Raw genomic sequence first — 23,991 nt, 5'->3', positions numbered from 1 at the left:
GAGCGGGAGGGAGGGGCATGAGCCAGCGGACCGCCGGGTCACGGCGCGACCTCATCAGGGCCGCCCATCTCAACGGGGTCGACGCCGTCGAGGTCGGGGACAGCACTGAACAGGGCACCACCCTCACTGTCACCTTCCTCGGCAAGGCCCCGCACGGCCTGTGCCCGGAGAACGTACGCATCGACGGTGGCCGCCGGATCACCGGCATCGAGGTCCTCGAGATCTCCGTCGAGCGCGAGGAGGACCCGGAGCTCGACGACAAGCTGTACGTCACCGTCGACCGGGCCGGGGACACCTCCGCCTACCGGCTCTCCATCGTGGACACCGATCCCTACGGGCGGCCGGGCGCCGAGCCCTTCCCCGGCTTCGACCAGCGGTATTTCTCCGCCGAGTTCACCTTCCGGCCCGACTGCCCCACCCCCTTCGACTGCAATGAAGAGGGCGACGACCTCCCCGCCACCTTCCGGACCGCGCCCGCCCCCGTCATCGACTACACCGCCCGCGACTACGACACCCTCCGCCAGGTCGTCCTGGACCGGCTCCGCCTGACCACCCCCGACTGGATCGAGCGCAACGCCGCCGACCTCGGGACCACCCTGGTCGAGCTGCTCGCCTACACCGCCGACCAGATCAGCTACCAGCAGGACGCGGTCGCCACCGAGGCGTATCTCGACACTGCCCGCCGCCGGGTGTCCGTACGCCGCCACGTACGGCTCATCGACTACGCGATGCACGACGGCTGCAACGCCCGCGCCTTCGTCACCGTGGAGACGGTCGAGCCGCTGACCCTGGATCCGGGGGAGTACCGCTTCGCCGCCGTCGACGTCCGTACGCTCGGCCCGCTGGACCGGCCGGACATCGGGGCGGTGCTGGACGACCGGGAGCTGGCCGTGCTCGATGAGCGCGGATCGGTGGAGGTGTTCGAGCCCGTCGTCACCGATCAGCCCCTCCACCTGCGGCCGGAACACCACCGCATCCGCCTGTGGACCTGGGGTGGCGAGGTCTGCTCGCTGCCCGCGGGCGCCACCTCCGCCACGCTGCGCGACGCGTGGGCCGACGAGGAGTGCGCGACCCGCACGATCGACCTGCGCCCGGGCGATCTGCTGCTCTTCGAGGAGGTGCGGGGACCGCGCTCCGGAACGCCCGGCGACGCCGACCCGTCGCACCGGCAGGCCGTGCGCCTCACCTCCGTCACCCCCGCCGTCGACCGGCTCGCCGAACAGCCGGTGCTGGAGGTCACCTGGGCGCGGGAGGACGCGTTGGCCTTCCCGCTGTGCCTGGCCACCCGGGGCGGTACGGACTGCGCGCCCATCGAGGACGTCAGCGTGGCACGCGGCAATGTGGTGCTCGTCGACCACGGGCGCTCGCTGACCTTCTGCTGCGGCACACCGGAGACCTTCACCGTGCCGCCCGTCCCCGCCGTCGTCGGCTCCTGTGAACCCCCCGCCTTCGGCTGCTTCGACAAGGACGCCGGCAACGCGCCCGCACGGCTCATCGACGCCCTGCTGGACCGGGCCCGCCACGGGCGGCCACTGACCGCCGATGACGTACGGGAGCTGTTCACCACCGTCGGCATCGAGGCGACCGGCCGGGCCGGGATCGGCCTGGAGTCGGCCGGGCAGCGGCGCGAGAAGGTCGTGCCCGGCACCGCGTACGCCCAGACCGAAGCCCTGCGGACGCTTCTCGCCCAGTCCGTCTACCCAGGGATCGTGCCGCGCTTCAGGCCCGTACTGCACCAGGCACCCGTCACCCAGGCCGTGCCCTTCCCCGATCCACGCCATATCGCCGCCGGACAGGCCGAGCACCTGGCCGCCATCCCGGGACGGGTTCGGCAGCGGCTCACCGAGCTGTGGCGCAGCGCCCGCGACCACGGGCTCTCGGACGAGGAGATCGCCGAGCTCACCGTCCTGTTCGGGCTGCGCGTCCTGGAGCGCCTCCAACTGGCCCGCCACCCCGTCCGCGCGCTGCGCGAGCTGCTGCACCGCCGCGACCGGCTGCTCGACGCCAAGCTGAGGCGCCTTCGCGCACTGACCGCCAGGGCCCGGGCGGGCACCGTCCTGGACGGGCATATCGCCTGGGAGATCGCGCACAGTTGGGGCCGGGCGTACGCGGCCGGGCTGCGCCCCGGGGACCCGGTGCTGCACGGGCCGGCCGCCGCCCTCGTCCAGGATCCACGGGCCGCGCTCCCCGCCGTACGGATCGAAGCCGACGGCGAGACCTGGACACCGCGCCGCGATCTGCTGGGCTCCCGCCCCCGGGACCGCCACTTCGTCGGGGAGCTGGAGGACGACGGCCGCATCGCGCTGCGGTTCGGCGACGGCCGGTACGGCGCCGAACCGGCGCCCGGGGCGCGGCTCGCGGTCCACTACCGGGTCGGCGGCGGCACGGCGGGCAACGTCGGCCCCGAGGCCATCAACCACCTGGTGCTGTGCCGGGATCCGGAATCGCAAGGAAAAGCCGCCGCCGGGCAGCCCATGCCCGTGGCCGGGGTGCGCAATCCGCTGCCCGCCGTCGGCGGCACCGAGCCCGAGCCGGTCGAGCAGGTCCGTCAGCTCGCCCCGCTCGACCTGAAGCGCACCCGGCACCGGGCCATCACCGCCGAGGACTACGCGGCGCTCGCCTCCGGGCTGCCCGGAGTGCAGCGCGCGGCGGCGGAGATCCGCTGGACCGGCAGTGTGCAGGAGGCGCACATCGCCATCGACGCGTACGGGACCGGGGAACCGCCCCCCGACCTCCTCGACTCGGTCGCGCACGCCCTGGAGGGCTACCGCCGGATCGGACACGACCTGGTGGTCGGTCCGGCCCGCGCCGTGCCGTTGGACATCGCGCTCGCGGTGTGCGCCGCGCCCGGACATCAGCACGGGCAGATCCTCGCCGAGCTCTACCGGGCTCTGGGCAGCCGCCGGTTCTCCGGCGGGCGGCTCGGCTTCTTCCACCCCGACGCCCTGACGTTCGGCGAACCGGTGCGGCTCAGCCGGTTGGTGGCCGTCGCCGCGGCGGTGCCGGGGGTGCTGAGCGTCGAGGTCACCCGGCTGCGACGGCTGTGGCACGAGGGGCTGGAGGGACCGAAGGGGCCCGATGACGGCACCTCGTACGAGACATCGCACGGCGAGGCGCTGGAGGACGGCATCCTGCGCCTCGGCCCCCTGGAGATCGCCCAATGCGACAACGACCCCGAACGGCCCGAGAACGGCCGCCTGGTCATCGAGCTGAAGGGGGCCCGATGAGCGACCACCCCGACCACCCCGGCCACCACCCCGGCCACGTCCGCTCCCACGCCTGCGCCTGCGGCTGCGGCGGCCACGACGAGCGCCGGGCCCCCGCGGCCCCGCACAACCCGCCCGGCCGCACCGCCCTGGACTATCGCGTCGGCGACTACGGCACCTTCCTGGCCGCCATGCTCGACCGGCTCGCCTCGCCCGCCTACCCCGCGCTCCGCGGCCTGACGGTGCGCACCCCGGACGACCCGGCCATCGGGCTGCTGGACGCCTGGGCGGTTCTGGGCGACCTGCTCACCTTCCACTCCGAGCGGATCGCCGACGAGGGCTATCTGCGCACCGCCCACGACCACCGCTCGCTCGCCCTCCTGGGGCGGCTGGTCGGGCATGTGCCACGGCCGGGCGTGGCCGCCGACACCCACCTCGCGTACACCCTGGACCGGGATCCGCGTGCCGAGGACGTGGTGGTGACGATTCCGCGCGGGGCCATCAGCCACAGCGTTCCGGCGGCCTCCGACGAGGAGTCGCAGACCTTCGAGACCAGCGAGGACCTGGCCGCCCGCTGGGCCTGGAACGAACTGGCGGTGCGCCGCCGACGACCGGCCCTGATCGGCCCCGACGACCTGCGGCGAAGGTCGGAACTGCTGGTCTCGGGGACCTCACTCGGGCTGACCGTCGGCGACAAGCTGCTCTTCGTCTTCGGCGGGACGGCGGAGTCCGGGAGCGGCGGTCAGCGGCTGCTGCTGCCGGTCGCTCGCGTGACCGTCGACCGCGAGGAGGACGTCACGGCGATCGGGCTGCCGGAGTCCGCCCCGCCGTCCCTCAAGGAGCTGGTGGACGAGGCACGCCGGTGGATCACCGACCCGGAGGCGGACGAGGACCCGGACGACCGGGGGGACGCCGCGCCCGCGCCCGACCACCCCAATCCGCGTCCCGTCAGCCGTCTGATCGAGGAGTTCGACGCGCAGGTGCTGGCGCCGCTGCGAGCCGACCTGGACGGGATCGCCACGCCCGCTCAGCTCGCCCGGCGGCTCGCCGAACCGCATGACCGGCTGGCGGAGGCGCAGGTGCTGGCCGCCCCGTATGAAGAGGTCGCCGCCTGGTTCGAGCGGCTGGAGGCGGTGATCGGCCAACTGCGCGAGCGGGCCGGGGAGCTGGACTCCTCCGGGCCCGGCGAGGTGCGGCTGAGGTCTCAGCTCGCCGAGGACCGGCCCACGGCCGAGAGCGCCAGCGGGACCCCCGGCTTCGCCCCCGGGAGCGACGGCTTCGGGGCCAAGACCTACGCCACCGGCGCCGCCCACGGTTCCGCCGCCGTACGCGCGCTCGGCGCCGTCCTCCCCGCCCTGCGCACCCGCGTCGTACGGCCCCCGTCCGGCGCCCGCTCCACGGCGGCGCACGATCCGCGGCGGCTCTTCGGGCCGGGCTCCGACTTGGCCGCCGGACTGCTCTCGGCCCTCGACCCGAGGGTGGCCGACGGTATGTACGCGGCCTGGCGCCGGGCCGCCCCGGCCGCCACCGCCCCGCCGGGGACCGTCCCGCTCCTGCGTGAGCTGCTGGCGATGCGGGTGACGGCCGCGCCCTTCGGGGCGATGGCACCGCTCAAGCCGGTGCAGGACGACCGGGGCCGGGTCATCCGGCAGACCGACTGGCCGCTGACCGGCGGTGAGCTGACCGCCGTACGGATCGTGTACGACACAGCGGGCAAGGTGCCGGTGAAGGCGGAGTTCCAGCACATCGAGACCGGGACGTCGTGGCAGCGCACCGAGAACCTGCCGCAGAGCGCCGAGTTCGACCTCGGCCCCGGGAAAGTCCAGCTCTCCACCCGCCTCGGCCAGGACCATGACCTGGGCTGGCTCAGAAGCCGTCCCACCGACTCGCAGGAGCCCGGTGTCACCGCCACCCTGCTGCCCGGACTGCCTCCGCTCACCCTGTTCGTGTCCCGGCCCGCCGAGGACGGCCGGGTGCATGTGGTCGTGGACAACGGCGAGACCCAGCAGTGGATGCTGAGCCGTGGCGAACCCCCGAAGCAGATCACCTACGGCTCCTACGAACTGACGCTGCGGTTCACCCCCGGCAGTGAGCCCCCGGCCATCGAGATCGGCATCGCGACCGTACCGGAGCCCGCCAACCGCTATGTCCTGCCGCTGGATTCGGTCCAGAACTCCATCACCGTCGGGAGCTGGGTGGCCATAGAGCGCCCCCGCAAGGGCTCCGGCGAGCCGGACGGCATCCCGGGCGACAAGAACCTCGCCTTCGTCACCACCCGCGTCGTCGCCGTGCGCACCGCGGCGTACACCAACTACGGCATCACCGGCCGCGGCACCCAGCTCACGCTCGCCGACCCGTGGCTCGACGAACACGATGTGGTGCTCTCCGCGATCCGCGACACCACCGTGCACGCGGGCGGTGAGCCGCTGCGCCCGGCGGACGAGCCGCTGGGCGAAGATGTGCACGGCAACGAGATCGAGCTCGCCGAGCTGTACGACGGGCTGCGGCCCGGCCGCCGGATCATCGTCTCCGGTGAGCGCACCGACATCCCGGGTCCGGCCGGTCCGGGCGGCCCGACGGGGGTCCGGGGCACGGAGCTGGCGGTGGTCGCCGCCGTGGACCAGCGCGTCGACCCCGAACTGCCCGGCGACCACGTCCACACCACCCTCACCCTCACCGCCGACCTGGCCTACCGCTACCGCCGGGAGACGGTCCGCGTGCAGGGCAACGTGGTGCCCGCCACCCACGGCGAGGGCCGTGACGAGCCCATCGGCAGCGGCGACCCCGCCCTGGCCAACCAGACCTTCGCGCTGTGGCAGTCGCCACTGACCTGGCTCCCCGCGGACAACCCGCTGGGCGCCACCCCCGCCCTCGACATACGGGTCGACGGGCTGCTGTGGCACCGGGTGGACAGCCTCGCCGGACGCGGACCGCACGAGCGCGTCTACGTCACCGGGACCACCGGCGACGGGCGGACCACGGTGACGTTCGGCGACGGGGTGCACGGCGCCCGGCTGCCCAGCGGCCACGAGAACGTACGGGCCCGCTACCGCTTCGGCACCGGCAAGGCCGCCAATGTCCCCGCGGACCGCGTCACCCAGGCCCTGACCCGGCCCCTCGGTGTCACCGCCGTCACCAACCCGCAGCCCGCCACCGGCGGCGCGGACGGCGACGGCCCGGGGATGACCCGGCGCACCATCCCGCTCGCGGTCTCCGCGCTCGACCGGCTGGTCTCCCTCCAGGACTACGAGGACTTCGCCCGATCCCGCGCGGGCATCGGCCGGGCCCTGGCCCGCGAACTGTTCGACGGGCGGCGCAAGGTGCTCCAGGTGACCGTGGCCGGGGTGGACGACGCGCCGATCGGCGAGGACGCGGAGGTGCTGCGCGCCCTGCGCACCTCGCTGGCCGCCTACGGGGACACCCGGCTGCCGGTCCGGGTGGATGTGCGCGAGCTTGTGCTGCTGGTGCTGGTGGCGCGGGTGAAGGTGGCGCCGGACCACTCCTGGGAGCTGGTCGAACCCCGGCTGCGCCAGGCCCTGCTGCGCGAACTCGGTTATCCAGGGCGCGAGTTGGGGCAGCCCGCCATGCTCTCCGAGGTCCTGGCCACCGCCCAGTCGGTGCCCGGTGTGGACTATGTGGACGTGGACGCCTTCACCGGTGTCCCGGCCTCCAGCACCCCGCAGGAGCTGGCCGACCTGGCCGGCCGGCTCACCGAGCCCAGCGCGGTGGTCCCCGCCCGGCCCGCCGAGTACGCGGAGGACACCTACCGGGTCACCACTACGGACGGCGAGACGCTCACCGACATCGCCGCACGCCACGGCCTCCCGCTCGCCGAGCTGCTGCGCCTCAACCCCGACATCACCGACACCCGCCGGCTCGCCAAGGGCCGCTCGGTGTCCGTCTTCCGCGGCATCCGCCCGGCGCGGCTCGCGCTGCTGTCACCCGATGTCCCGGACACGCTGATCCTTACGGAGGTCACCTCATGAGCAGGGAGCCGGACGGGCTCGCCGAGCTGCTTCCGCAGTGGCATCGCCTCAGGGACGCCGAGGCGGGCGAGCCCCTGCGCGCCCTGCTCGCAGTGATCGCCGAGCAGGTCGATCGCGTACGCGACGGGGCCGAGCGACAGTACGACGACTGGTTCGTGGAGACCGCCACCGCATGGGTGCTGCCCTACCTCGGCGATCTGGTGGGCTACCGCCCGCTGCCCGGCTACGAACGGGTCCTGGCCACCGGGCTGCGCGACGGCGGGCCGCCGGACGCGTCCCGGGCGCGGCTGGCCGAGGCACTGGCGCCGCGCCGCGACGTCGCCGCCACCGTGGCGGCCCGGCGGCGCAAGGGCACGCTCGCGCTGCTGGAGGAGCTCTCCGCCTCGGTGGCCGGATGGCCCGCGCGCGCCGTGGAGTTCTCCCGGCTCACCGCGCACCAGCAGCCGGTCAAGCTCTACGGCGGGACGGGCGGCGCGGCGGCGGACCTGCGCAGGCTCTCCCGGGGCCGGCTCGCCGATCTGCGGGACGGGGCGGCGCTGGACCTGGCGGGCGGGCCATTCGGGACGGTGGCGCGCTCGGCGGACGTACGGCGCGCGGGCTCCCGCCGCAGGCAGGGCGGCCACACCCCGGCCGGGGTCGGGCTGTTCGTCTGGCGGCTGAAGCCGTACCGCGTCACCAAGGCGCCCGCGTACTGCATCGACCGGGCCCGCAACCTCTACACCTTCTCGATCCTCGGCAATGACACCCCGCTGGTGACCCGGCCCGAACCCGAGCCTTCCGCGGCCAGCATCGCCGCCCTCGACAATGTGCCCGCGTACATCGGCCGCCGGCAGCTCGCGGACCATCTCCTCGACTCCTACGGACCCGGCAAGAGCTTCACCATCTGGCGGGACGGCCACGATGAGCCCGTGCCGCCGTCGGACATCGTGGTGGCCGATCTGACGGACTGGCGCTACCGAGCCAAGCGCGGCCAGGTGGTCATCGACCCCGAGCGCGGCCGGATCGCCTTCGGCTCGCGCGCGGCGCCGCGCCACGGCGTCTGGGTCACCTACCACTACGCGTACGCCGACGACATGGGCGGCGGGGAGTACGAGCGGGACGACCGCGAGACCTCCCCGGCCGCGGAGGTCTACCGGGTCGGGCCGGGCTGCGCCCATCAGCGGATCATGGACGCCTACCGGCAGTGGCAGCACGACCGGCGGGGCGGGCGATGTGGGCCCGAGGGCATCATCGAGATCACCCACAGCGGCGCCTACCAGGAGCAGCTCGACTTCGACCTGGACCCGGGCGACCGTCTCGAACTGCGCGCCGCCGAGGGCACCCGGCCGGTGATCCGGCTGCTGGACTGGTACAGCAACCGCCCCGACGCGCTCAACATCCGGGCGCGGGAGGAACCCGGGCACACCGGTGGCCAGGCGCCGCGCATCGTCCTGGACGGGCTGCTGATCGCGGGGCGCGGCCTCAACGTCACCGGGCCGGTCGGCGCCGTTGTGCTGCGCCACTGCACCCTCGTGCCCGGCTGGTCCCTGGAGCCGGAGTGCGAGCCGCGCTCGCCCGACGAGCCCAGCCTGGTGCTGGAGCGCACCACCGCATGCGTCCAGATCGAGCGCAGCATCCTCGGCACCATCGAGGTCATCGGCGAGGAGGTGCACACCGACCCGCTCGCCCTCCATATCCGCGACTCCATCCTGGACGCCACCGGACACGACCGCCCGGCGCTGTCCGCCCCGGACTGCCGCCACGCCCACGCCGTACTGCACGTCCACCGCACCACCGTCATCGGCGAAGTGCACACCCACGCCGTCCAGATCGGCGAGAACAGCCTCTTCACCGGGCGGATGCACGTGGCCCGGCGCGGTATCGGGTGTCTGCGGTTCAGCTATGTGCCGCCGGGCTCGCGCACCCCGCGCCGCTACCGCTGCCAGCCGGATCTGGTGGGGGCCGAGGAGGCGTGGCGGGTGCGGCCGCTGTTCAGCGGCGAGCGGTACGGCACACCGGTGTACGGGCAGTTGGCGGCCGGATGCGCGGAGGAGATCCGCCGGGGCGCCGAGGACGGCGCCGAGATGGGCGCCTTCCACGATCTGTACCAGCCGCAGCGCGAGGACAGCCTGCGGGCGCGGCTCGCGGAGTACGCCCCGGCGGGTACGGACGCGGGAGTCATCGCCGTGACGTGACCCGACGTGACACCGACACCCCGGCCCGCTCGTCCGGGCTCCCGCCCGCCAGACTTCCGAACCTTTCGAGGGGGACCCCTTCCATGCACGCCGATCTCTCCCGTCTCACCTTCCGGCCCGACCGGCGCTACTCCGCCGTAGTCGCCCAGCAGGGCCGCGTACAGCTCGACGCCGACGCCAACGAGCAGACCGCGATCCAGCTCCACCAGGCCCGTACGCTGGCCGCCGACCTGATCGGGCAGCACGGCGGCCCGGCCGGGGACGCCGGATTCCACATCACCTTCAAGGGCGGCAGCCGCGATCTGGACGACCTGATCATCGATGGCGGCCGCTACTACGTCGACGGCATCCTGTGCGATGCGACCCGGCCGCTGCCCGGTGTGCCGGTCGACGACGAGGCGACGGACGGGGCCACCGGCAAGGAGGGCGAGGCCGACGCGCCCGAGCCGGACGAGCCGCCCGCCACCTGGAGCTACTGGGACCAGCCCGACGCCTACCGGGACCCGGAGCGGCCGGGCGACCGGCTGCCGGAGCAGCGGCCGTTCCTGGTCTGCCTCAAGGTGTGGGAGCGGTCGGTCACCGCGGCCGAGGACCCGGCGCTGCGCGAGGTGGCCCTCGGCTCGGCGATGCCGGACACGGCGGCGCGGGTCAAGGTGGTCTGGCAGGTGCTGCCGCTGGCTGGCTCGGCCCTGGAGCTGGAGAACCCGGAAGGGGCGAGCAAGGACCAGGTCGGCAAGGCGTTCGAGGCGTGGGCGCGGAAGGCGGTGGCGCCCGGGTCCCGGCTGGCGGCCCGTGGCGAGCGGCCGGAACACGCGGATGAGGACCCCTGCCTGGTGCGGCCGGACGCCCGCTACCGGGGGCCGGAGAACCAGCTGTACCGGGTGGAGATCCACGAGGGCGGTACGGCGAAGGAGGCGACCTTCAAATGGTCCCGGGAGAACGGCTCGGTGGTCTTCCCGGTCGATGAACTCGACGGCAACTGGGTGGAGTTGGCGTCGCTGGGCGGCGACGGCAAGCTGGATCTGGGCGTCGGGGACCTGGTGGAGTTCGTGGACACGGCCTACACCAGCCGGGGTGAACCGCTGCCGCTGCTGCGGGTGGAGGAGGTCGACCTGCCGGGGCGGCGGGTGCGGCTGTCCGGTGAGCCGGAGCCGGGCGTCGGACGCCGTCCCGAGCTGCGGCCGTTCCTGCGCCGCTGGGACCACCGGGAGAGCGCCCGGCGCCCGCGCAAGGGGGCTGCGGCGCGGCTCAAGCGCGGTGCGCTCAAGGTCGAGGAGGGCCGCTGGCTGCCGCTGGAGGACGGTGTCGAGGTGTACTTCGCCGCCGATGGCGCCTACCGCTCCGGGGACCACTGGCTGATCCCGGCCCGTACCGCCACCGGCACCGTGGAGTGGCCGGTGAACGCGGCCCGCACCCCGCTGCTCCAGGCCCCGGCCGGGATCCAGGTGCACTACGCGCCGCTGGCGTGGGTGACGGCCGAGCAGGCGGAGCTGGACCTGAGGATGGTGTTCGGGCCGCTGGCCACGCCCGCCCCGGCCGCGGACGCGCGGGCGCTCGCGGCGGAGGCCGAAGCGGAGGCCGAGACCAGGGCCGGGGAGGGCGCCGAGCCGGAAGCGTAGGCCCGGTCCGGAGCCGATTGAGTTCCGTGACCGTGGCATCCGTACATCACCATGCCGAATCCCTAAGGAGCATATCCATGGCCACGCCGCTCACCGCCGACCGTCTGCTCAAGGCGCTTCGCGACGAGGGACTGGAAGTTCATGAGTACCGCGACTGGCGCACTCACAACCGCAACTCCAAGGGTCCCTGGGGCCCGGTCAACGGGGTGATGATCCATCACACCGTCACCAAGGGCACGGACTCCTCCGTGGAGCTGTGCTACGACGGACACTCCTCGCTGCCGGGGCCGCTGTGCCACGGAGTTATCGACAAGGCAGGCGCGGTCCACATGGTCGGCCACGGCCGCGCCAATCACGCGGGTCTGGGCGACAGCGATGTGCTCAGAGCCGTCGTCGACGAATCCGCGCTGCCGCCCGACAACGAGGCGGACACCGACGGCAACCGCCACTTCTACGGCTTCGAGTGCATCAACCTCGGCGATGGCGAGGACCCGTGGCCGGAGGCGCAGAAGCTGGCGATCGAGAAGGTGTCCGCGGCCATCTGCCGCGCCCACGGCTGGACCCAGCGGTCGGTGATCGGCCATCTGGAGTGGCAGCCGGGCAAGATCGACCCGCGTGGCTTCACGATGGACTCCATGCGCGGCCGCATCGCCAAGCGGCTCGGCGCCAAGCCGGACGGCCCGGCCCCCAAGCCGCCCGCGACCTATGAGCCGTTCCCGGGCGCCGACTTCTTCCGCACCGGCCGCGAGAGCAAGATCATCACGGCGATGGGCAAGCGGCTGGTGGCCGAGGGCTGCGGACGCTACGAGGAGGGCCCGAGCCCCGAGTGGACCGAGGCGGACCGCAAGTCCTACGCGGCCTGGCAGCGCAAACTGGGGTACTCCGGCGATGACGCGGACGGCGTCCCCGGCAAGACCAGCTGGGACAAGCTGCGCGTGCCGAACGTCTAGCGCAGCGCCGGTTTCCCCTGCCCCGGGGGCGGAGCGAGGAGAAGGTCAGCGGTCCTCGCTTCCGCGCCCGGGGCAGTCCGCGTCCAGCAGCGGATCGATACCGGCCCGCAGGAAGCGCAGCAGGGTGTCGTCCGGCGTGGCGGCCAGCGCCGGTGAGCGGATGGCCAGCCGCAGCAGGGTGATGCCCATCAGCCACGCGGCCAGCAACTCCGCCCGCAGCTCGGCGTCCTCGCCCTCCAGGCGCCGCGCGAACCCTTGCGAGAACACCTCGGTGACCTCCTCGCGCAGCCGCCCCACGGTCTCCTCCCGGCTGGAGGAGCGGAGCTTGGTCAGCAGCGGATGCGGGGCCTCTTCCTCGGTGGGCCCCATCGAGACAACATCGCAGATCCACGCCGACACCTCGTCCAGCGGCAGATGGCGCAGCGGTTCGAACAGGCCGGTGCTGGTCGACACGGCGTCGAACAGCGCCTCCTTTGAGCCGAAATAGCGGTAGACCAGGGCGGCGTCCACCCCCGCGTCCTTGGCGATGTCGCGCACGCTGCAGCGGTCGTAGCCGTACCTGGCGAAACGCAGCGCGGCGGCCCCCAGCAGTGCGCTGCGCGTGCCCGCCGCGTCGTATTTGCGGGCCCGCGGGGGGAGATCGTCGCACCCTCGCGGGTCGCTTGCCCGGTTCACCTGTCGTACCTCCGCCTGGACCGTGCCGTACATGCTGCCGGTTCAGCCTCGCATGTCCAGAAGTCATCCACTGTTGTCATCACTTGTTGACCAAGATCGGGGTCAACGCGTTATGTTTTGTCAACGCGTGGTGACTTTGGTCGCCGGCTCGCGCGGTCCCGGCCGGACGAGGGTGTCCGGCCTGCTCGTCTCCCGAGCGGGCGGCCGCCGGGCCGACCCTTGCCACGTGCCCGCATCTGACCCCCAGCAGAAGTGGTGAACCCCTGTGCAGATACGACGCGTGGCCGTGGTGGGCACCGGATACGTCGGACTGACCACCGGTGCCTGTCTGGCCACCCTCGGCCATCGAGTGGTGTGCGCGGACACCGACCGCCACAAGGTGGAGCGGCTCCGGCGGGGCGAGGTCGACATCCTCGAGCCCCGCCTGCCCGAACTCGTCCGCGAGGGACTGGACTTGGGGAGGCTGGAGTTCACCCCCGACACCCGGGCCGCGGTCGCCGACGCCGACGTGGTGTTCCTGTGCCTGCCGACCCCGATGGGCGTCGGCGGCGCCGCCGACCTGGCCGCCGTCGAGGCCGTGGCAGACCAGATCCGCGACGAACTGCCGCACGGCAGCGTGGTGGTCAACAAGTCCACCGTGCCCGTGGGCACCGCTGAGCGCGTCGCCGCGCTGCTGGACCGTCCGGACGTGGCCGTGGTGAGCAACCCGGAGTTCCTCCGGGAGGGTTACGCGGTGCGCGACTTCCTCCACCCCGACCGCATCGTGGTCGGCGCCGCGGACCAGGACGCGGCACGGCGGGTGGCCGGCCTGTACGCCGGGCTCGACGCCCCGCTGGTGCTCACCGACGCCGCGGGCGCCGAACTCGTCAAGTACGCGGCCAACTTCTTCCTGGCCATGAAGCTCTCCTTCGCCAACAACCTCGCCACGCTGTGCGAGCACTTCGGCGCCGATGTGGACGATGTGCTCGCGGGCATCGGCCACGACCCCCGCATCGGCTCGGCGTTCCTCCGGCCGGGCCCGGGCTGGGGCGGCTCCTGCCTGCCCAAGGACACCCATGCCCTGCTGACGATCTGTCAGGAGTCGGGCGTGGACTTCCCGCTGCTGGGCGCCACCATCGAGACCAACGTCGAGCACCAGCGTCGGCTCGTCGAGCGCGTGGTGGCCGGGTGCACACCGGGCGACGGCTCGCTGCACGGCGTACGGCTGGCCGTGCTGGGCCTGGCCTTCAAGGCGGGCACCTCCGACCTGCGCGACTCACCGGCCCTGGCCATCGCCCGGCTGCTCAAGGAGCGGGGCGCCGAGCTCCACGCCTACGACCCCGCCCTCAGCGAGACCCGCCCCGACCTCAGCGATCTGCTCACCCTCGCCGACACCCCCGAGGAGGCCCTGAGGGGAGCGCGCGCCTGTCTCGTCCTCACCGAGTGGCCGGAGTTCCGCGACCTCGACTGGGAGCACATCGCCGGACTGCTCGGATCCCCGCACGTCTACGACTTCCGCAATCTGCTCGACCCGGACCGGCTCCGCCGCGCCGGGCTGACCTGCGAGGGCATCGGCCGCACGCTCGCGATGTCGCGCTGACCGCCCCACCAACCCCCTCTCGCCGTACGAGACCCTTCCCACAGAAAGGCCCCTGCGTTGCGGGTTATGTTCACCACGCTCGGCAGCCCCTCCCACGGCCGGGCCCAGCTTCCCCTCGCCCGGTCCCTCGCGGCCGCCGGCCATGAAGTGCTGGTCGTCACCACCCCGGCCCTCGCCTTCGTCTTCGAACGGGAGGAGGTGCGGGTGACGAGCGCCATCGGCGACTTCAGCCCGTCCGCCTTCCTCGGCACCGTCCTGGCAGAGGAGAACCCCCAGGGCGGTCCGCCGGAGATGGACGGCGAGGAGCTGCAGGCGCACATACTGCGCCTCATGACCAAGGCCATCTCCGGTCCGATGGCCACGATGCTGCTGGACACCCTGCTCCCCGTGGCACACGACTTCCGCCCCGACCTCATCCTGCGCGACGGCATGGACCTCGCCTCGTGTGTCATCGCCGAGGCGCTCGGCATACCCCAGCTCTCCACCCCCTCCGGCGCCTCCAACACCTTCGACCCGGCCGGATTGCTGCTGGGCCTCAACGCCCTGCGGAAGCGGCAGGGGCTGTCCACCCTCGAGGACCCGCTGTCGCTCATCCCGCATGGGCGCATCGACTACGTACCACCGGCCTTCTCCTTCGCCCGGCATCTGCCGGCCTCCTGGTCCTACCGCCAGACGGTGGACGTGGACCGCGGCGCCGCGCTGCCGCGCTGGGTCGCCGAACTGCCCACCGACCGGCCCCTGATGTTCGCCGCCATCGGCACCGCGATCCCCATGTTCCACGGCAACAATGAGGCGGACGTCCCCGCGTCGCCCCTGCCGGTGCCGGATCCGGTGGACACGCTGCACGCCATGATCCAGGGGCTGTCGCGGCTGGAGGAGTGCACCGTCGTCCTCGCCACCTCCGGCATCCCCGTGGACACCGACGGGTTGCCGCCGCATGTGCACATCACCAAGCGGCTGCCACAGCCCCTGCTGCTGGAATCCGTGGACCTCTTCCTCACCCACGGCGGCTTCAACAGCATCCGCGAATCGATGCGCACCGCGACACCGATGGCCGTGCTGCCCCAGTTCGGCGATCAGCCCGGCAACGCACAGCGGGTCGAGGAACTCGGCCTCGGCCGGCACATCACCGACCCCACGCCGGACGGCATCACCACCGTCTGCCGTGAGCTGCTGGCCGACGACGACTGCCGCGCCGTGGCCCGCCGGGCGCGGCTGGAAATGCTGGCGCTGCCGGAGATCGACAGTGCCGTCGCCGACCTGGAGAAGATCGCCGGATAACACCCGGCTTCCGGAGCCGGGCCCCGCGCCCGGGCTCCGGGCCCCGCTCTTCCCCGGCCTCCGGCCTCCGCACCTCCCCGGCCTCCGGCTTCGAGCCCCCGCTCCGGGCTTCGAGCCCTGGCTTTCCCCGGCCCCCCACGCGCGGCAGAGAAGGTTCGCAGGTACGTATGTCGTCCTCATCCACCACCACCGAGCCCACCGAGCCCCAGAGCCCCGCCCGGCTGTCCCACCGCCAGGTCGTCACCGTGCTGTCCGGGCTGATGCTCGGCATGTTCCTCGCCGCGCTCGACCAGACCGTGGTCTCCTCGGCGCTGCGCACCATCGCCGACGATCTGCACGGCCTCACCGCCCAGGCGTGGGTGACCACCGCCTATCTCGTCACCGGTACCATCGTCACCCCGCTGTACGGCAAGCTCTCCGACATCTACGGCCGCCGGCCGGTCTATCTGACCGCCATCGTGCTGTTCACCTTCGGGTCGCTGCTGTGCGGATTCGCCACGTCCATCCACCAGCTCGCGGCCTTCCGGGCGGTCCAGGGCCTCGGCGGTGGCGGACTGATGTCGCTGGCCATGACGATCATCGCCGACATCACCTCGCCACGGGAGCGCGGCCGCTACCAGGGCTACATCACGGCGGTGTTCGCCGGTTCCAGCGTCGTCGGCCCCCTGGTGGGCGGGGTGTTCGCCGGGCGTGCCACCCTGCTGGGGCTCGACGGATGGCGCTGGATCTTCCTGGTCAACATCCCGCTGGCGGCCCTCGCCATCGTGGTGATCCTGCGCGTGCTGCACGTGCCCCACCAGCCCGTACGGCACCGCCTGGACTACGGCGGGGCGCTGACGCTGGCGGTCGGGATCGTGCCCCTGCTCATCGTCGCCGAACAGGGGCGGAGCTGGGGCTGGGGCTCTCCCCGGGCGCTGGTGATGTACGCGGTGGGAGTGGTCGGGCTGGTCTCCTTCGTGCTGCTGGAGCGGCGGATGGCGGACGCCGCGCTGCTGCCGGTCAAACTGTTCCGCATCCGCGCGTTCCGGCTGGGCACCGTGCTGCACTTCACCGTGGGCATCACCATGTTCGGCGCCATGACCACCCTTCCGCTGTATCTGCAGCTGGCCAAGGGCATGAGCCCGATGAAGGCGGGCCTGGCCACGCTGCCCACCATGGCGGCGAATGTGACGGTGACCCTTGTGGTGGGCCGGCTGATGTCACGGACGGGCCGGTTCAAGGTCCATCTGGTGGCGGGTGTCGGCTCCCTCACCGTCGCCATGCTGGTGTTCGCCACGCTGAGGGACGACAGCCCGCTGTGGTACGTCGCCATCGGCATGGTGTTCATGGGGGCGGGCCTGGGCGCGGCGATGCAGACGATCACCACGCTCGCCCAGTCCGAGGTGCCGGGACGCGACATGGGAGCGGCCACCGCGTCGGTGAACTTCTTCCGCTCCAACGGCGGCACGGTGGGCGCCGCCGCCTTCCTGTCCATCCTCTTCTCCCTGGCCGGTTCGCGGATCAGCGAACGCCTGGCGGTGGCCTCCCAGGACGCGTCGTTCCGCCGGCTCGCCGAGGAACCGGCGAACGCGGAGGCGCTGAAGGGCATCCTGCGGCCCGACGGCGGGGTGAACCTGGAGGACTCGGCGTTCCTCCACCACCTCGATCCGGGTGTGGCGCAGCCGTTCCTGGAGGGCTATGTCAGCGCCCTGCGCGTGGTGTTCCTCACCGGGGCCGCCGTGGGCCTGATCGCCTTCGTGATCGCCGCCTGGCGAGTGCCGAACACCCAGCTCTCCGCCGACTGACCCGGTCGGCGGGAGCGGGCGGACACCGAGGCGACGGGCGGGGGCGCCACCGCACGGCCCGTACGAAACCCGGGGCCCACCAGGGCGCTGGGCGGTCTACCAGGGCACCGGCGTGCCGTCCCAGGAGAAGAACCCACCGGTGGGCCCGGTGTCCGGCAGAAGGGCGAGCCGGACCGCGCCCGCCGCCGCCTCGGCCGGATCCCCGTCGCTCTCGGCGGCGCGGGCGTTCAGATTGGTCCTGCGCAGCCCGGGGGCCAGTGCGTTGACCTTGAAGCCCTCGGACGCCAGAGCCTGGGCGGTGTAGAGGGTCAGGGCGTTCAGGGCCGTCTTGGAGGAGCGATAGGCCGCGCCCGATCCGGCGGAGACGGCGAACTGATGCTCCGGGTCCGCGCTCCAGGTCAGCGAACCGGTGCCGCTGGAGATATTCACGATCCGGGGCGCGGGCGAGCGGCGCAGGGCCGGAAGAAGGGCGTTGGTGACGGCGAGAACACCGAAGACGTTGGTCTCATACGTCCGGCGGAAGCTGTCGAGATCCGCCTCGGGCGCCGTGCCGCCGTCCACCATGATGCCCGCGTTGTTGACCAGGATGTCCAGCCGGTCCAGTTGCGCGGCGGCCGTGGCGATGCTGCCGGGGTCGGTCACGTCGAGCACCATCAGCCGGGCGCCGCCGCCGATCTCCTCGACGGCCCGCCGCCCCCGCTCGGCGTCGCGCGAGCCCACGTACACGGTGAGCCCCTCGGCGGCGAGCTGATGTGCGATGTCCTTGCCGATGCCCTTGTTGGCACCGGTGACCAGTGCTGTGCGATTGTTCATGACATCAAGGATTCCCCGGCCACGGCCACCCTGCCAGGGACAACCTGTACCAGGCAGTCGAAGGAGGCAGCATGGCGAGGCACGAACTGGCCCGCTTCCTGCGGGACCGCCGAGAGGCGCTGCGTCCCCAGGACATCGGTCTGCCCGCCGACGCCCACCGCCGTACGCCGGGTCTGCGGCGGGAGGAGGTGGCGGAGCTGGCCCATATGTCGGTCGACTACTACACCCGCCTCGAACAGGCCCGGGGCCCCCGGCCCTCGCCGCGCATCCTGGACGGGCTGGCGGGGGCGCTGCGGCTCGCGCCCGCCGAGCGCAGCCATCTGTTCCGGCTCGCGGGGACCAGCGCGCCCCCGGGTGTGCGGGCGGTGCGGCGGGTCCGCCCGCATATCGCCCAGATGCTGCGGCGGCTGCCCGACACCGGGGCGATCGTCACCGACGCGGCCTACGACGTGGTCGCCTGGAACCCGCTGGCGCAGGCCCTGCTCGGCGAGGACCTCTGTCGGCACAGCAACCTCGCCCGCCGCCGTTTCCTGGCCCGGGGCCATGCGTACGAGAGCTCCAGCGCCGAGGAATTCGGCCACATCGTGGTCGCACGGCTGCGCCGGGCCGCCGACCGCTACCCCCGTGACACGGCGCTCACCGCGCTGCTGGGCGAACTGCGCACCGGCAGCGAGGAGTTCCGGCAGATCTGGGACGAGCGTCCGGTCCACGCGCCCGGCCACCGGACCAAGATCATCGACCACCCCACGGCCGGAACGCTCAAGCTGAACTGTGACGTCCTGCTGGTACCCGAGGACGACCAGGAGCTGGTCCTGATCACGGCCGACCCCGGGTCGCCCTCCGCTCGTACGATCCGCGGGCTCGCGGGCGCGGCGGCGTCCTGAGGCGTGGCCTGCGCGCCGTCAGTTCCGTGAATTGCCGAACAGCAGGCGGTACACGACGAGGAGAACGAACGCGCCGCCGATCGCCGCGCCCCAGGTGGCGGGGTCGAAGAACTCCTTCTGGACCTCCCGGTCGAAGAACTGCGCGGAGATCCAGCCGCCCACGAAGGCCCCCGCGATGCCGATGATCGTGGTGCCGACCAGCCCGCCCGGGTCACGCCCGGGGAGAAGGACCTTGGCGATGACTCCGGCCAGCAGGCCGAGGATGATCCAGCTCACGATACCCACGTTGTCGTCCCCTTCGTTGTGCTCTGGTGCGGTCGTGCCGTGCCGGGGTGAGCGGCTTGATCTCCGGATGCCCAGGGGAGCGGGCGCCATGCCTGAACAGCGCGTGAAGAACGCCGGTCAGCCATAGGACAGATTGGAGCAGGGGTCGTCGTCGGCGGAGCGGGCGTCCTCGGCCACCTTCGAGGGCAGCGCGGAGGGTGTAGAGGGCGTGGAGGCGCCGGGAGAGGGCGCGGTGAGATACGTCTGCCCCAGAGTGAGGCTGATACCCGGGGTGGTGGCGGACCGCAGCCCGGCGCCGGGGAAGAGCTGGGCCACGGTCCGGGCCTCGTCCCGCTCGCCGGGGCCGTAGACGATCACGGTGGTGGCGTGGTCCTGGCTGTCGGCGTTCGTGGCGCCGGCCACGGTGAAGCCATGCGTCGTGAGGGTGTCCGCGGCGCGTGCGGCGAGCCCCGGGGTGGTGGTGCCGTTGTACACGGTGACACTGATGCCCGCGCCCACCACGGTGGACGTGGCGCTCGGGGTGGCGGAGGCCCGATGCCCGTCCTTCTTCCCACCGGCCGCCTTCCCGTCGATGGTGCGGTCGGCCCTGATGTCGGCCCACAGCGCATCGGCGTCGGGCCGGACCACGGCCACGCGTTCGCCCTGGTAGCGCCAGGGGATGGTGAGGAACTTGGTGTTGTGCAGATCGATGTCCTTCAGCGACATGGCGAAGGACATCAGCTTCTTGGCCGACCCGAGCCCCGGGTCCACCGTCATGGACTTGGTGGCCGCGTCCGCCAGCGGATACAGCGTGGTCGGGTCGAATCCCTGGCCCTTCACCTTCTTGAACAGACTGGAGATGAACGCCTGCTGCCGCTGTATGCGCCCGATGTCGGAGCCGTCGCCGATGCCGTGGCGGATGCGGACGTAGTCCAGCGCCTTCTGCCCGGAGACCGTCTGCACCCCCTTGCCGAAGATGCGCTTGCCGCGGGTGCCGCGGTTGGGGCTCAGATCGCGTTCATAGACGTTCTGGGGTACGCAGACCTGCACCCCGCCGACCGCGGAGGTCATCCGCGCGAAGCCTTCGAAGTCGATGACGACGGTGTGGTCCATGCGCAGCCCGGTCAGCTTCTCGACGGTGTTCTGAGTGCAGGCCGGGTTGCCCTGCGCCGTCTCGCCCACGGAGAACGCCGAGTTGAACATGGTGTTCCGCTGCGTCCTGGTCCATTTGCCGTCGGGCAGCCGGCACGGCGGGATGTCGACCAGGGTGTCGCGGGGTATCGACACCCCGACCGCGTGCTTGCCATCGGAGTAGACATGCAGCAGGAGGGCGGTGTCCGAACGGCCCACGTCTCCGGTGCCGCCGCCCAGCTTGCTGTTGTCGCCCGACCGGGTGTCCGATCCGATGACCAGCACGTTCTGGCCGGCGGCATTGCCTTCGGGCCGATTGTCCGAGAGGCCGTCCGCCCCGAAGGTGGTGATGTTGCCGTTCAGCTTGAAGTAGAGCCAGCCGGCCCCGCCGCCGAGCAGCACCAGGAACGACACCACGATCAGCAGAGCGATCCGCAGCGGGCGGCGCCCCTTGCGCTGCCCGCCCGGGTCGGCCGGCCCCGTGGTGGGGCTTCCCGTCGTCTCCCCGTCTCTGCCTGTCATGCGCGTCCTTCGTCCGGCGGCTGTTCGAAGGAGAAGACGAACGATGTTGGCGTCAGGTTCTGCGGTTGGTGCGCGGAGGTTCAGCGGGCCAGGGAGACGGCGAACGGCCGGAGTCCGTGGCGGCGCAGCACATGGGGCACGAGCAGGACGAGGGCTTCGGTGGCGCGCGCGGTGGTGATGTCGCCGAGGTCCTCGATCCACTCGGGCTTCCAGCCGAGGTCGGCGAGGAGGTCCGCGGTGATGGCCTTGGCGTCCGCGTCGTCGCCGGAGAGGTAGGCGGTGGGCGGTGTGGACAGGTCGGCGGGGGCGGTCATGACCGGGAAGAGCATGGTGTTGAGGGTCTTGACCACCCGGGTCGCGGGCAGGGCCCGCTGAAGCTGCTCGGCAAGACTGCCGCCGGGATAGCACAGGTCGGAGGGAAGCCCGTCGGAGGTGTGCCGGGTGGCGTTGGAGACATCGATGAGGATCTTGCCCGCCAGCTCGGTGTGCAGGGCGGAGAGGCGTTCCAGGGCGGTGTCCCCCGGGGTGGCGTTGATGACGACCTCGGCGGTGGCGGTGGTGGTGCGCTGGTCGGCGTGGCGGATCGCCGGGACGGTGGTGCCGGTCTCGTCGGCCGCGGTCTCCTGGGGCGGCTGCCGGTGGCCGAGGGTGATCTGGTGGGCGGCGGTGGCGAGGGCGCGGGCGAGACCGCTTCCGACGCGTCCGGTGCCGAGGATGCCGATGCTGGTCATGCGAGTGTGCTCCTTGCTGGGTGCGAGTGGTCAGGCGATGCCCGACGGGACCTGCTGAGTGCGGGTGGTCAGGCGTGGGGTGACAGGACAGCGACGGCTGCGGCGTGGATGCCGGGGGCGGTGGCCAGGAAGTCACGGCTGGCCAGGTCCCATGGATTGCCCCGGGTGTCGGTGACGGTGCCCCCGGCCTCGGCGACCAGCAGGGCCCCGGCCACCAGACCCGAGCGCACATCGGAGAACTGCCAGAACGCGTCCATGCGTCCGGCGGCGACCTGGATCAGTTGCAGGGTGGCGGGCACCGAGACACGGACGACCAGGCCGTGGATCAGCATCTGCGTGACCGAGGCGCCGATCCGGCGGAACGTGTGCTCGTCCTCTCCGGGACGGGCCTGGCCCGTGCCGACCAGGGCCGCGCCCAGGTCCGTCTTGGCCGACACCCGCAGTGGCGCCCCGTTCAGATGGGCGCCCTGACCGGCCACCGCGGTGTACCAGTCGCCGGTCAGCGGAAGGTGGACGACGGTGAGGACCGGGTGGTTGTCGCGGACGAGGGTGGCGGTCACGGCCCAGTCGTCCATGCCGTGCACATGGTTGATGTTGCCTTCGGCCGGGTCGACGATCCACCACTCGCCCGGAGGCAGCGCACCGCCTTCCAACTCGTCCTCGGCCCAGCGCGCACCGGGCCTCGCGGCCATCAGCGGCGCCTTCAGGACGTCGAGTACGGCGTCGTCATTGGCGTGGATCTCCGTGACGATCTCGTCGAGGGCCACACCGCGGGCCTGTGGGGTGTGGCGCTCCCGCAGCAGTTCGCCGGCGGTGCGTACGGCGGCGGTGACCCGGTTGAGCAAGGTGGCGTCGAGGCCGGTGTCGGGGGTGGTGCCGGTGGCAGTGGACATGAGGTGCTCCCGCGAGTGGTGAAGAGAGGGGAGGCTCGGCGCGCGCTTCGCCGTCTGCACCTCGACGGTAGGCAACCTCATCGATGAACGGCAATTGCACATCTGGCACTGCTGGTGTTACCCCCGCGCAAGGGAAAGTGGAGGGCCGAGCGAAGGGCCCGAACCTGGTCCGCCAGGTTGTGCCGCCAAGGCCGGTCTGGGCAGCGGAACGAACCTACGGCAACACATGCGGATCGCCCTGGACACCACCCCTCCGCTTATCGGCGGGCATTCCGCTCGACCACCGTGACGCACCACCCTCGATCAGCTCGCTCCGGCTCATGACGGGCTCTCAGAGCGCGGAGATCACCCGCCTGCGGTCCTCCATGGCCCGGCGGGCGAGCCGGGAGGCGGGGGCGAGCCGGTCGTACTCGTGGATGGCCCCGCTGTGGACATGCAGTTCGGTGGAGACATCGGCCTCGGCGAGCCGCTGTGCGTAGGTGACGGCCTCGGCGCGGAAGATGTCGAGCTCTCCGACCTCGACATAGGCGGGTGCCAAGCCCGCGACGGTGGCGACGCGCGCGGGCGCCGCCTCCGGCGGGACGGCGTCGGTGTCGAATGCCGTGCCCAGCAGGGCGTGCCAGCCCGTCCAGTTGTCGTCCCAGGTCCAGGCGACATACGGGGTCAGCCGTGGATCCGGGGTGAGAGTGCGGTCGTCCAGCATGGGATACAGAAGCACCTGGCGAGCGAGGGGAACTCCCCGCTCACGGGCGAGGATCGCCGTGCCCGCGGCGAGCCCGCCCCCGGCGCTGTCGCCCATGACGGCGACGCGGCTGGGGTCGACCCTCAGCTCGGCCGCCTGGCCGCCCAACCAGGTCAGCGCGGCGAACACGTCCTCGACGGGTTCGGTGCCGGTGGCCGCGTCGGGGGCCAGACGGTAGTCCACGGACAGGAACGGCACCCCGGTCGCCTGGACGTATCCGGCGACGACGGAGTCGTAGAGGTCGACACTGCCGGCGATCATCCCTCCGCCATGGGCGTAGACGACCGCGGAACCCGGCGCGGAGTCGGCCTTCTCGTACCAGCGGACGAGGATCTCCGCCCCGTCCGCGGACCGCACCTTGTGCGAGTCCGCCTTCACCAGGGGAAAGCCGGAGGGGTAGGCCGGGAGCAGGGAGGCCAGCCACCGCATCGAGGCCGTGCCCCTGGCGCGCAGCGTCCGCCAGTCGTCGCGTGCGGGCGGGGGAGTGGGGCCTCCCTGCTCGGCGAGGGCCTGCAGCACCGCGGCGAGCTCAGGGTCGAGGGTGAAGGCCATGGTCGACTCCGTTCGAGGACGGCGGGGCGGCGGGGCGGCTACCCCAACTGTCCTCAAAGACTGCTGTGTTGCGCTTGAGAGCCGGTACAGAAGCCCAGTGGCGGCAGCGGAAAGCAGGCCGTGGCACGGCGGGAACCCCCGGGGCGGGCGCGCTTTCTTCGGTGCGCCCGCCCCTGACCCTCGGCTCTCCCGACCAGCGCCTTCC

16 protein-coding genes are annotated in these 23,991 nt (G+C 72.4%); 9 read left to right on the top strand and 7 right to left on the bottom strand.

Annotation, left to right across the window (positions count from 1 at the left end):
* Positions 1 to 17: 17 nt before the first annotated feature.
* The 5 genes from J5X86_RS26255 (at position 18) to J5X86_RS26235 (ending at position 11,935) form a co-directional block, all read left to right on the top strand.
* Positions 18 to 3,227, top strand: coding sequence for a putative baseplate assembly protein (locus J5X86_RS26255; RefSeq protein WP_208519188.1), 3,210 nt, complete (start codon positions 18 to 20; stop codon positions 3,225 to 3,227).
* Positions 3,224 to 7,192: a putative baseplate assembly protein gene (locus tag J5X86_RS26250; protein ID WP_208519187.1), complete on the top strand. Its 3,969-nt coding sequence runs from the start codon at positions 3,224 to 3,226 to the stop codon at positions 7,190 to 7,192. Before J5X86_RS26255 ends, J5X86_RS26250 begins: the two co-directional genes overlap by 4 nt.
* Positions 7,189 to 9,366 (top strand): hypothetical protein, encoded by a 2,178-nt coding sequence (locus tag J5X86_RS26245; protein ID WP_208519186.1) that lies wholly within the window; start codon positions 7,189 to 7,191, stop codon positions 9,364 to 9,366. The genes J5X86_RS26250 and J5X86_RS26245 overlap by 4 nt, the downstream gene beginning before the upstream one ends.
* Positions 9,367 to 9,449: 83 nt before the next feature.
* Positions 9,450 to 10,985 (top strand): DUF6519 domain-containing protein, encoded by a 1,536-nt coding sequence (locus J5X86_RS26240; protein ID WP_208519185.1) that lies wholly within the window; start codon positions 9,450 to 9,452, stop codon positions 10,983 to 10,985.
* Positions 10,986 to 11,062: 77 nt separating this feature from the next.
* Positions 11,063 to 11,935: a peptidoglycan-binding protein gene (locus J5X86_RS26235; protein ID WP_208519184.1), complete on the top strand. Its 873-nt coding sequence runs from the start codon at positions 11,063 to 11,065 to the stop codon at positions 11,933 to 11,935.
* A 45-nt stretch (positions 11,936 to 11,980) separates the two neighbouring features.
* On the opposite strand, the gene J5X86_RS26230 is transcribed toward J5X86_RS26235, so the two are convergent.
* Positions 11,981 to 12,610, bottom strand: coding sequence for a TetR family transcriptional regulator (locus J5X86_RS26230; RefSeq protein ID WP_308124723.1), 630 nt, complete (start codon positions 12,608 to 12,610; stop codon positions 11,981 to 11,983).
* A 265-nt stretch (positions 12,611 to 12,875) separates the two neighbouring features.
* On the opposite strand from J5X86_RS26230, the gene J5X86_RS26225 reads away from it, so the two are divergent.
* The 3 genes from J5X86_RS26225 to J5X86_RS26215 all read left to right on the top strand — a co-directional run bounded on the left by J5X86_RS26225 (position 12,876) and on the right by J5X86_RS26215 (position 17,254).
* On the top strand, positions 12,876 to 14,189 hold the full coding sequence (locus J5X86_RS26225) for a UDP-glucose/GDP-mannose dehydrogenase family protein (protein ID WP_208519182.1): 1,314 nt from the start codon (positions 12,876 to 12,878) through the stop codon (positions 14,187 to 14,189).
* Between the two features lie 66 nt (positions 14,190 to 14,255).
* Complete coding sequence (locus J5X86_RS26220) at positions 14,256 to 15,470, top strand: glycosyltransferase (protein WP_208519181.1); 1,215 nt, start codon at positions 14,256 to 14,258, stop codon at positions 15,468 to 15,470.
* 167 nt (positions 15,471 to 15,637) lie between these two features.
* Positions 15,638 to 17,254 carry an MDR family MFS transporter gene (locus J5X86_RS26215; RefSeq protein ID WP_208519180.1) on the top strand — a complete coding sequence of 539 codons (1,617 nt, stop codon included), beginning with the start codon at positions 15,638 to 15,640 and terminating at the stop codon, positions 17,252 to 17,254.
* A gap of 96 nt (positions 17,255 to 17,350) precedes the next feature.
* On the opposite strand, the gene J5X86_RS26210 is transcribed toward J5X86_RS26215, so the two are convergent.
* Positions 17,351 to 18,067 carry an SDR family oxidoreductase gene (locus J5X86_RS26210; RefSeq protein ID WP_208519179.1) on the bottom strand — a complete coding sequence of 239 codons (717 nt, stop codon included), beginning with the start codon at positions 18,065 to 18,067 and terminating at the stop codon, positions 17,351 to 17,353.
* Positions 18,068 to 18,138: 71 nt separating this feature from the next.
* Between J5X86_RS26210 and J5X86_RS26205 the strand changes: the two genes are divergently transcribed.
* Positions 18,139 to 18,951 carry a helix-turn-helix transcriptional regulator gene (locus J5X86_RS26205; protein WP_208519178.1) on the top strand — a complete coding sequence of 271 codons (813 nt, stop codon included), beginning with the start codon at positions 18,139 to 18,141 and terminating at the stop codon, positions 18,949 to 18,951.
* 18 nt (positions 18,952 to 18,969) lie between these two features.
* On the opposite strand, the gene J5X86_RS26200 is transcribed toward J5X86_RS26205, so the two are convergent.
* The 5 genes from J5X86_RS26200 to J5X86_RS26180 all read right to left on the bottom strand — a co-directional run bounded on the left by J5X86_RS26200 (position 18,970) and on the right by J5X86_RS26180 (position 23,786).
* Positions 18,970 to 19,236 carry a GlsB/YeaQ/YmgE family stress response membrane protein gene (locus J5X86_RS26200; protein ID WP_208519177.1) on the bottom strand — a complete coding sequence of 89 codons (267 nt, stop codon included), beginning with the start codon at positions 19,234 to 19,236 and terminating at the stop codon, positions 18,970 to 18,972.
* Between the two features lie 117 nt (positions 19,237 to 19,353).
* A complete protein-coding gene (locus tag J5X86_RS26195; protein WP_208519176.1) occupies positions 19,354 to 20,868 on the bottom strand; it encodes an LCP family protein in 1,515 nt (504 codons plus the stop codon).
* Between the two features lie 80 nt (positions 20,869 to 20,948).
* Positions 20,949 to 21,599: an NAD(P)-binding domain-containing protein gene (locus tag J5X86_RS26190; protein WP_208519175.1), complete on the bottom strand. Its 651-nt coding sequence runs from the start codon at positions 21,597 to 21,599 to the stop codon at positions 20,949 to 20,951.
* 68 nt (positions 21,600 to 21,667) lie between these two features.
* A complete protein-coding gene (locus tag J5X86_RS26185; RefSeq protein WP_208519174.1) occupies positions 21,668 to 22,492 on the bottom strand; it encodes an inositol monophosphatase in 825 nt (274 codons plus the stop codon).
* Positions 22,493 to 22,823: 331 nt separating this feature from the next.
* Positions 22,824 to 23,786, bottom strand: a complete 963-nt coding sequence (locus tag J5X86_RS26180; RefSeq protein ID WP_208519173.1) for an alpha/beta hydrolase fold domain-containing protein — start codon at positions 23,784 to 23,786, stop codon at positions 22,824 to 22,826.
* Positions 23,787 to 23,991: the final 205 nt, after the last annotated feature.

The sequence above is a fragment of the Streptomyces sp. NEAU-YJ-81 genome, from assembly GCF_017592595.1.
Lineage (GTDB): Bacteria > Actinomycetota > Actinomycetes > Streptomycetales > Streptomycetaceae > Streptomyces > Streptomyces hygroscopicus_B.
The sequence above is the reverse complement of the archived record's forward strand: the minus strand, read 5'-3'. Positions and strand labels throughout refer to the sequence as shown.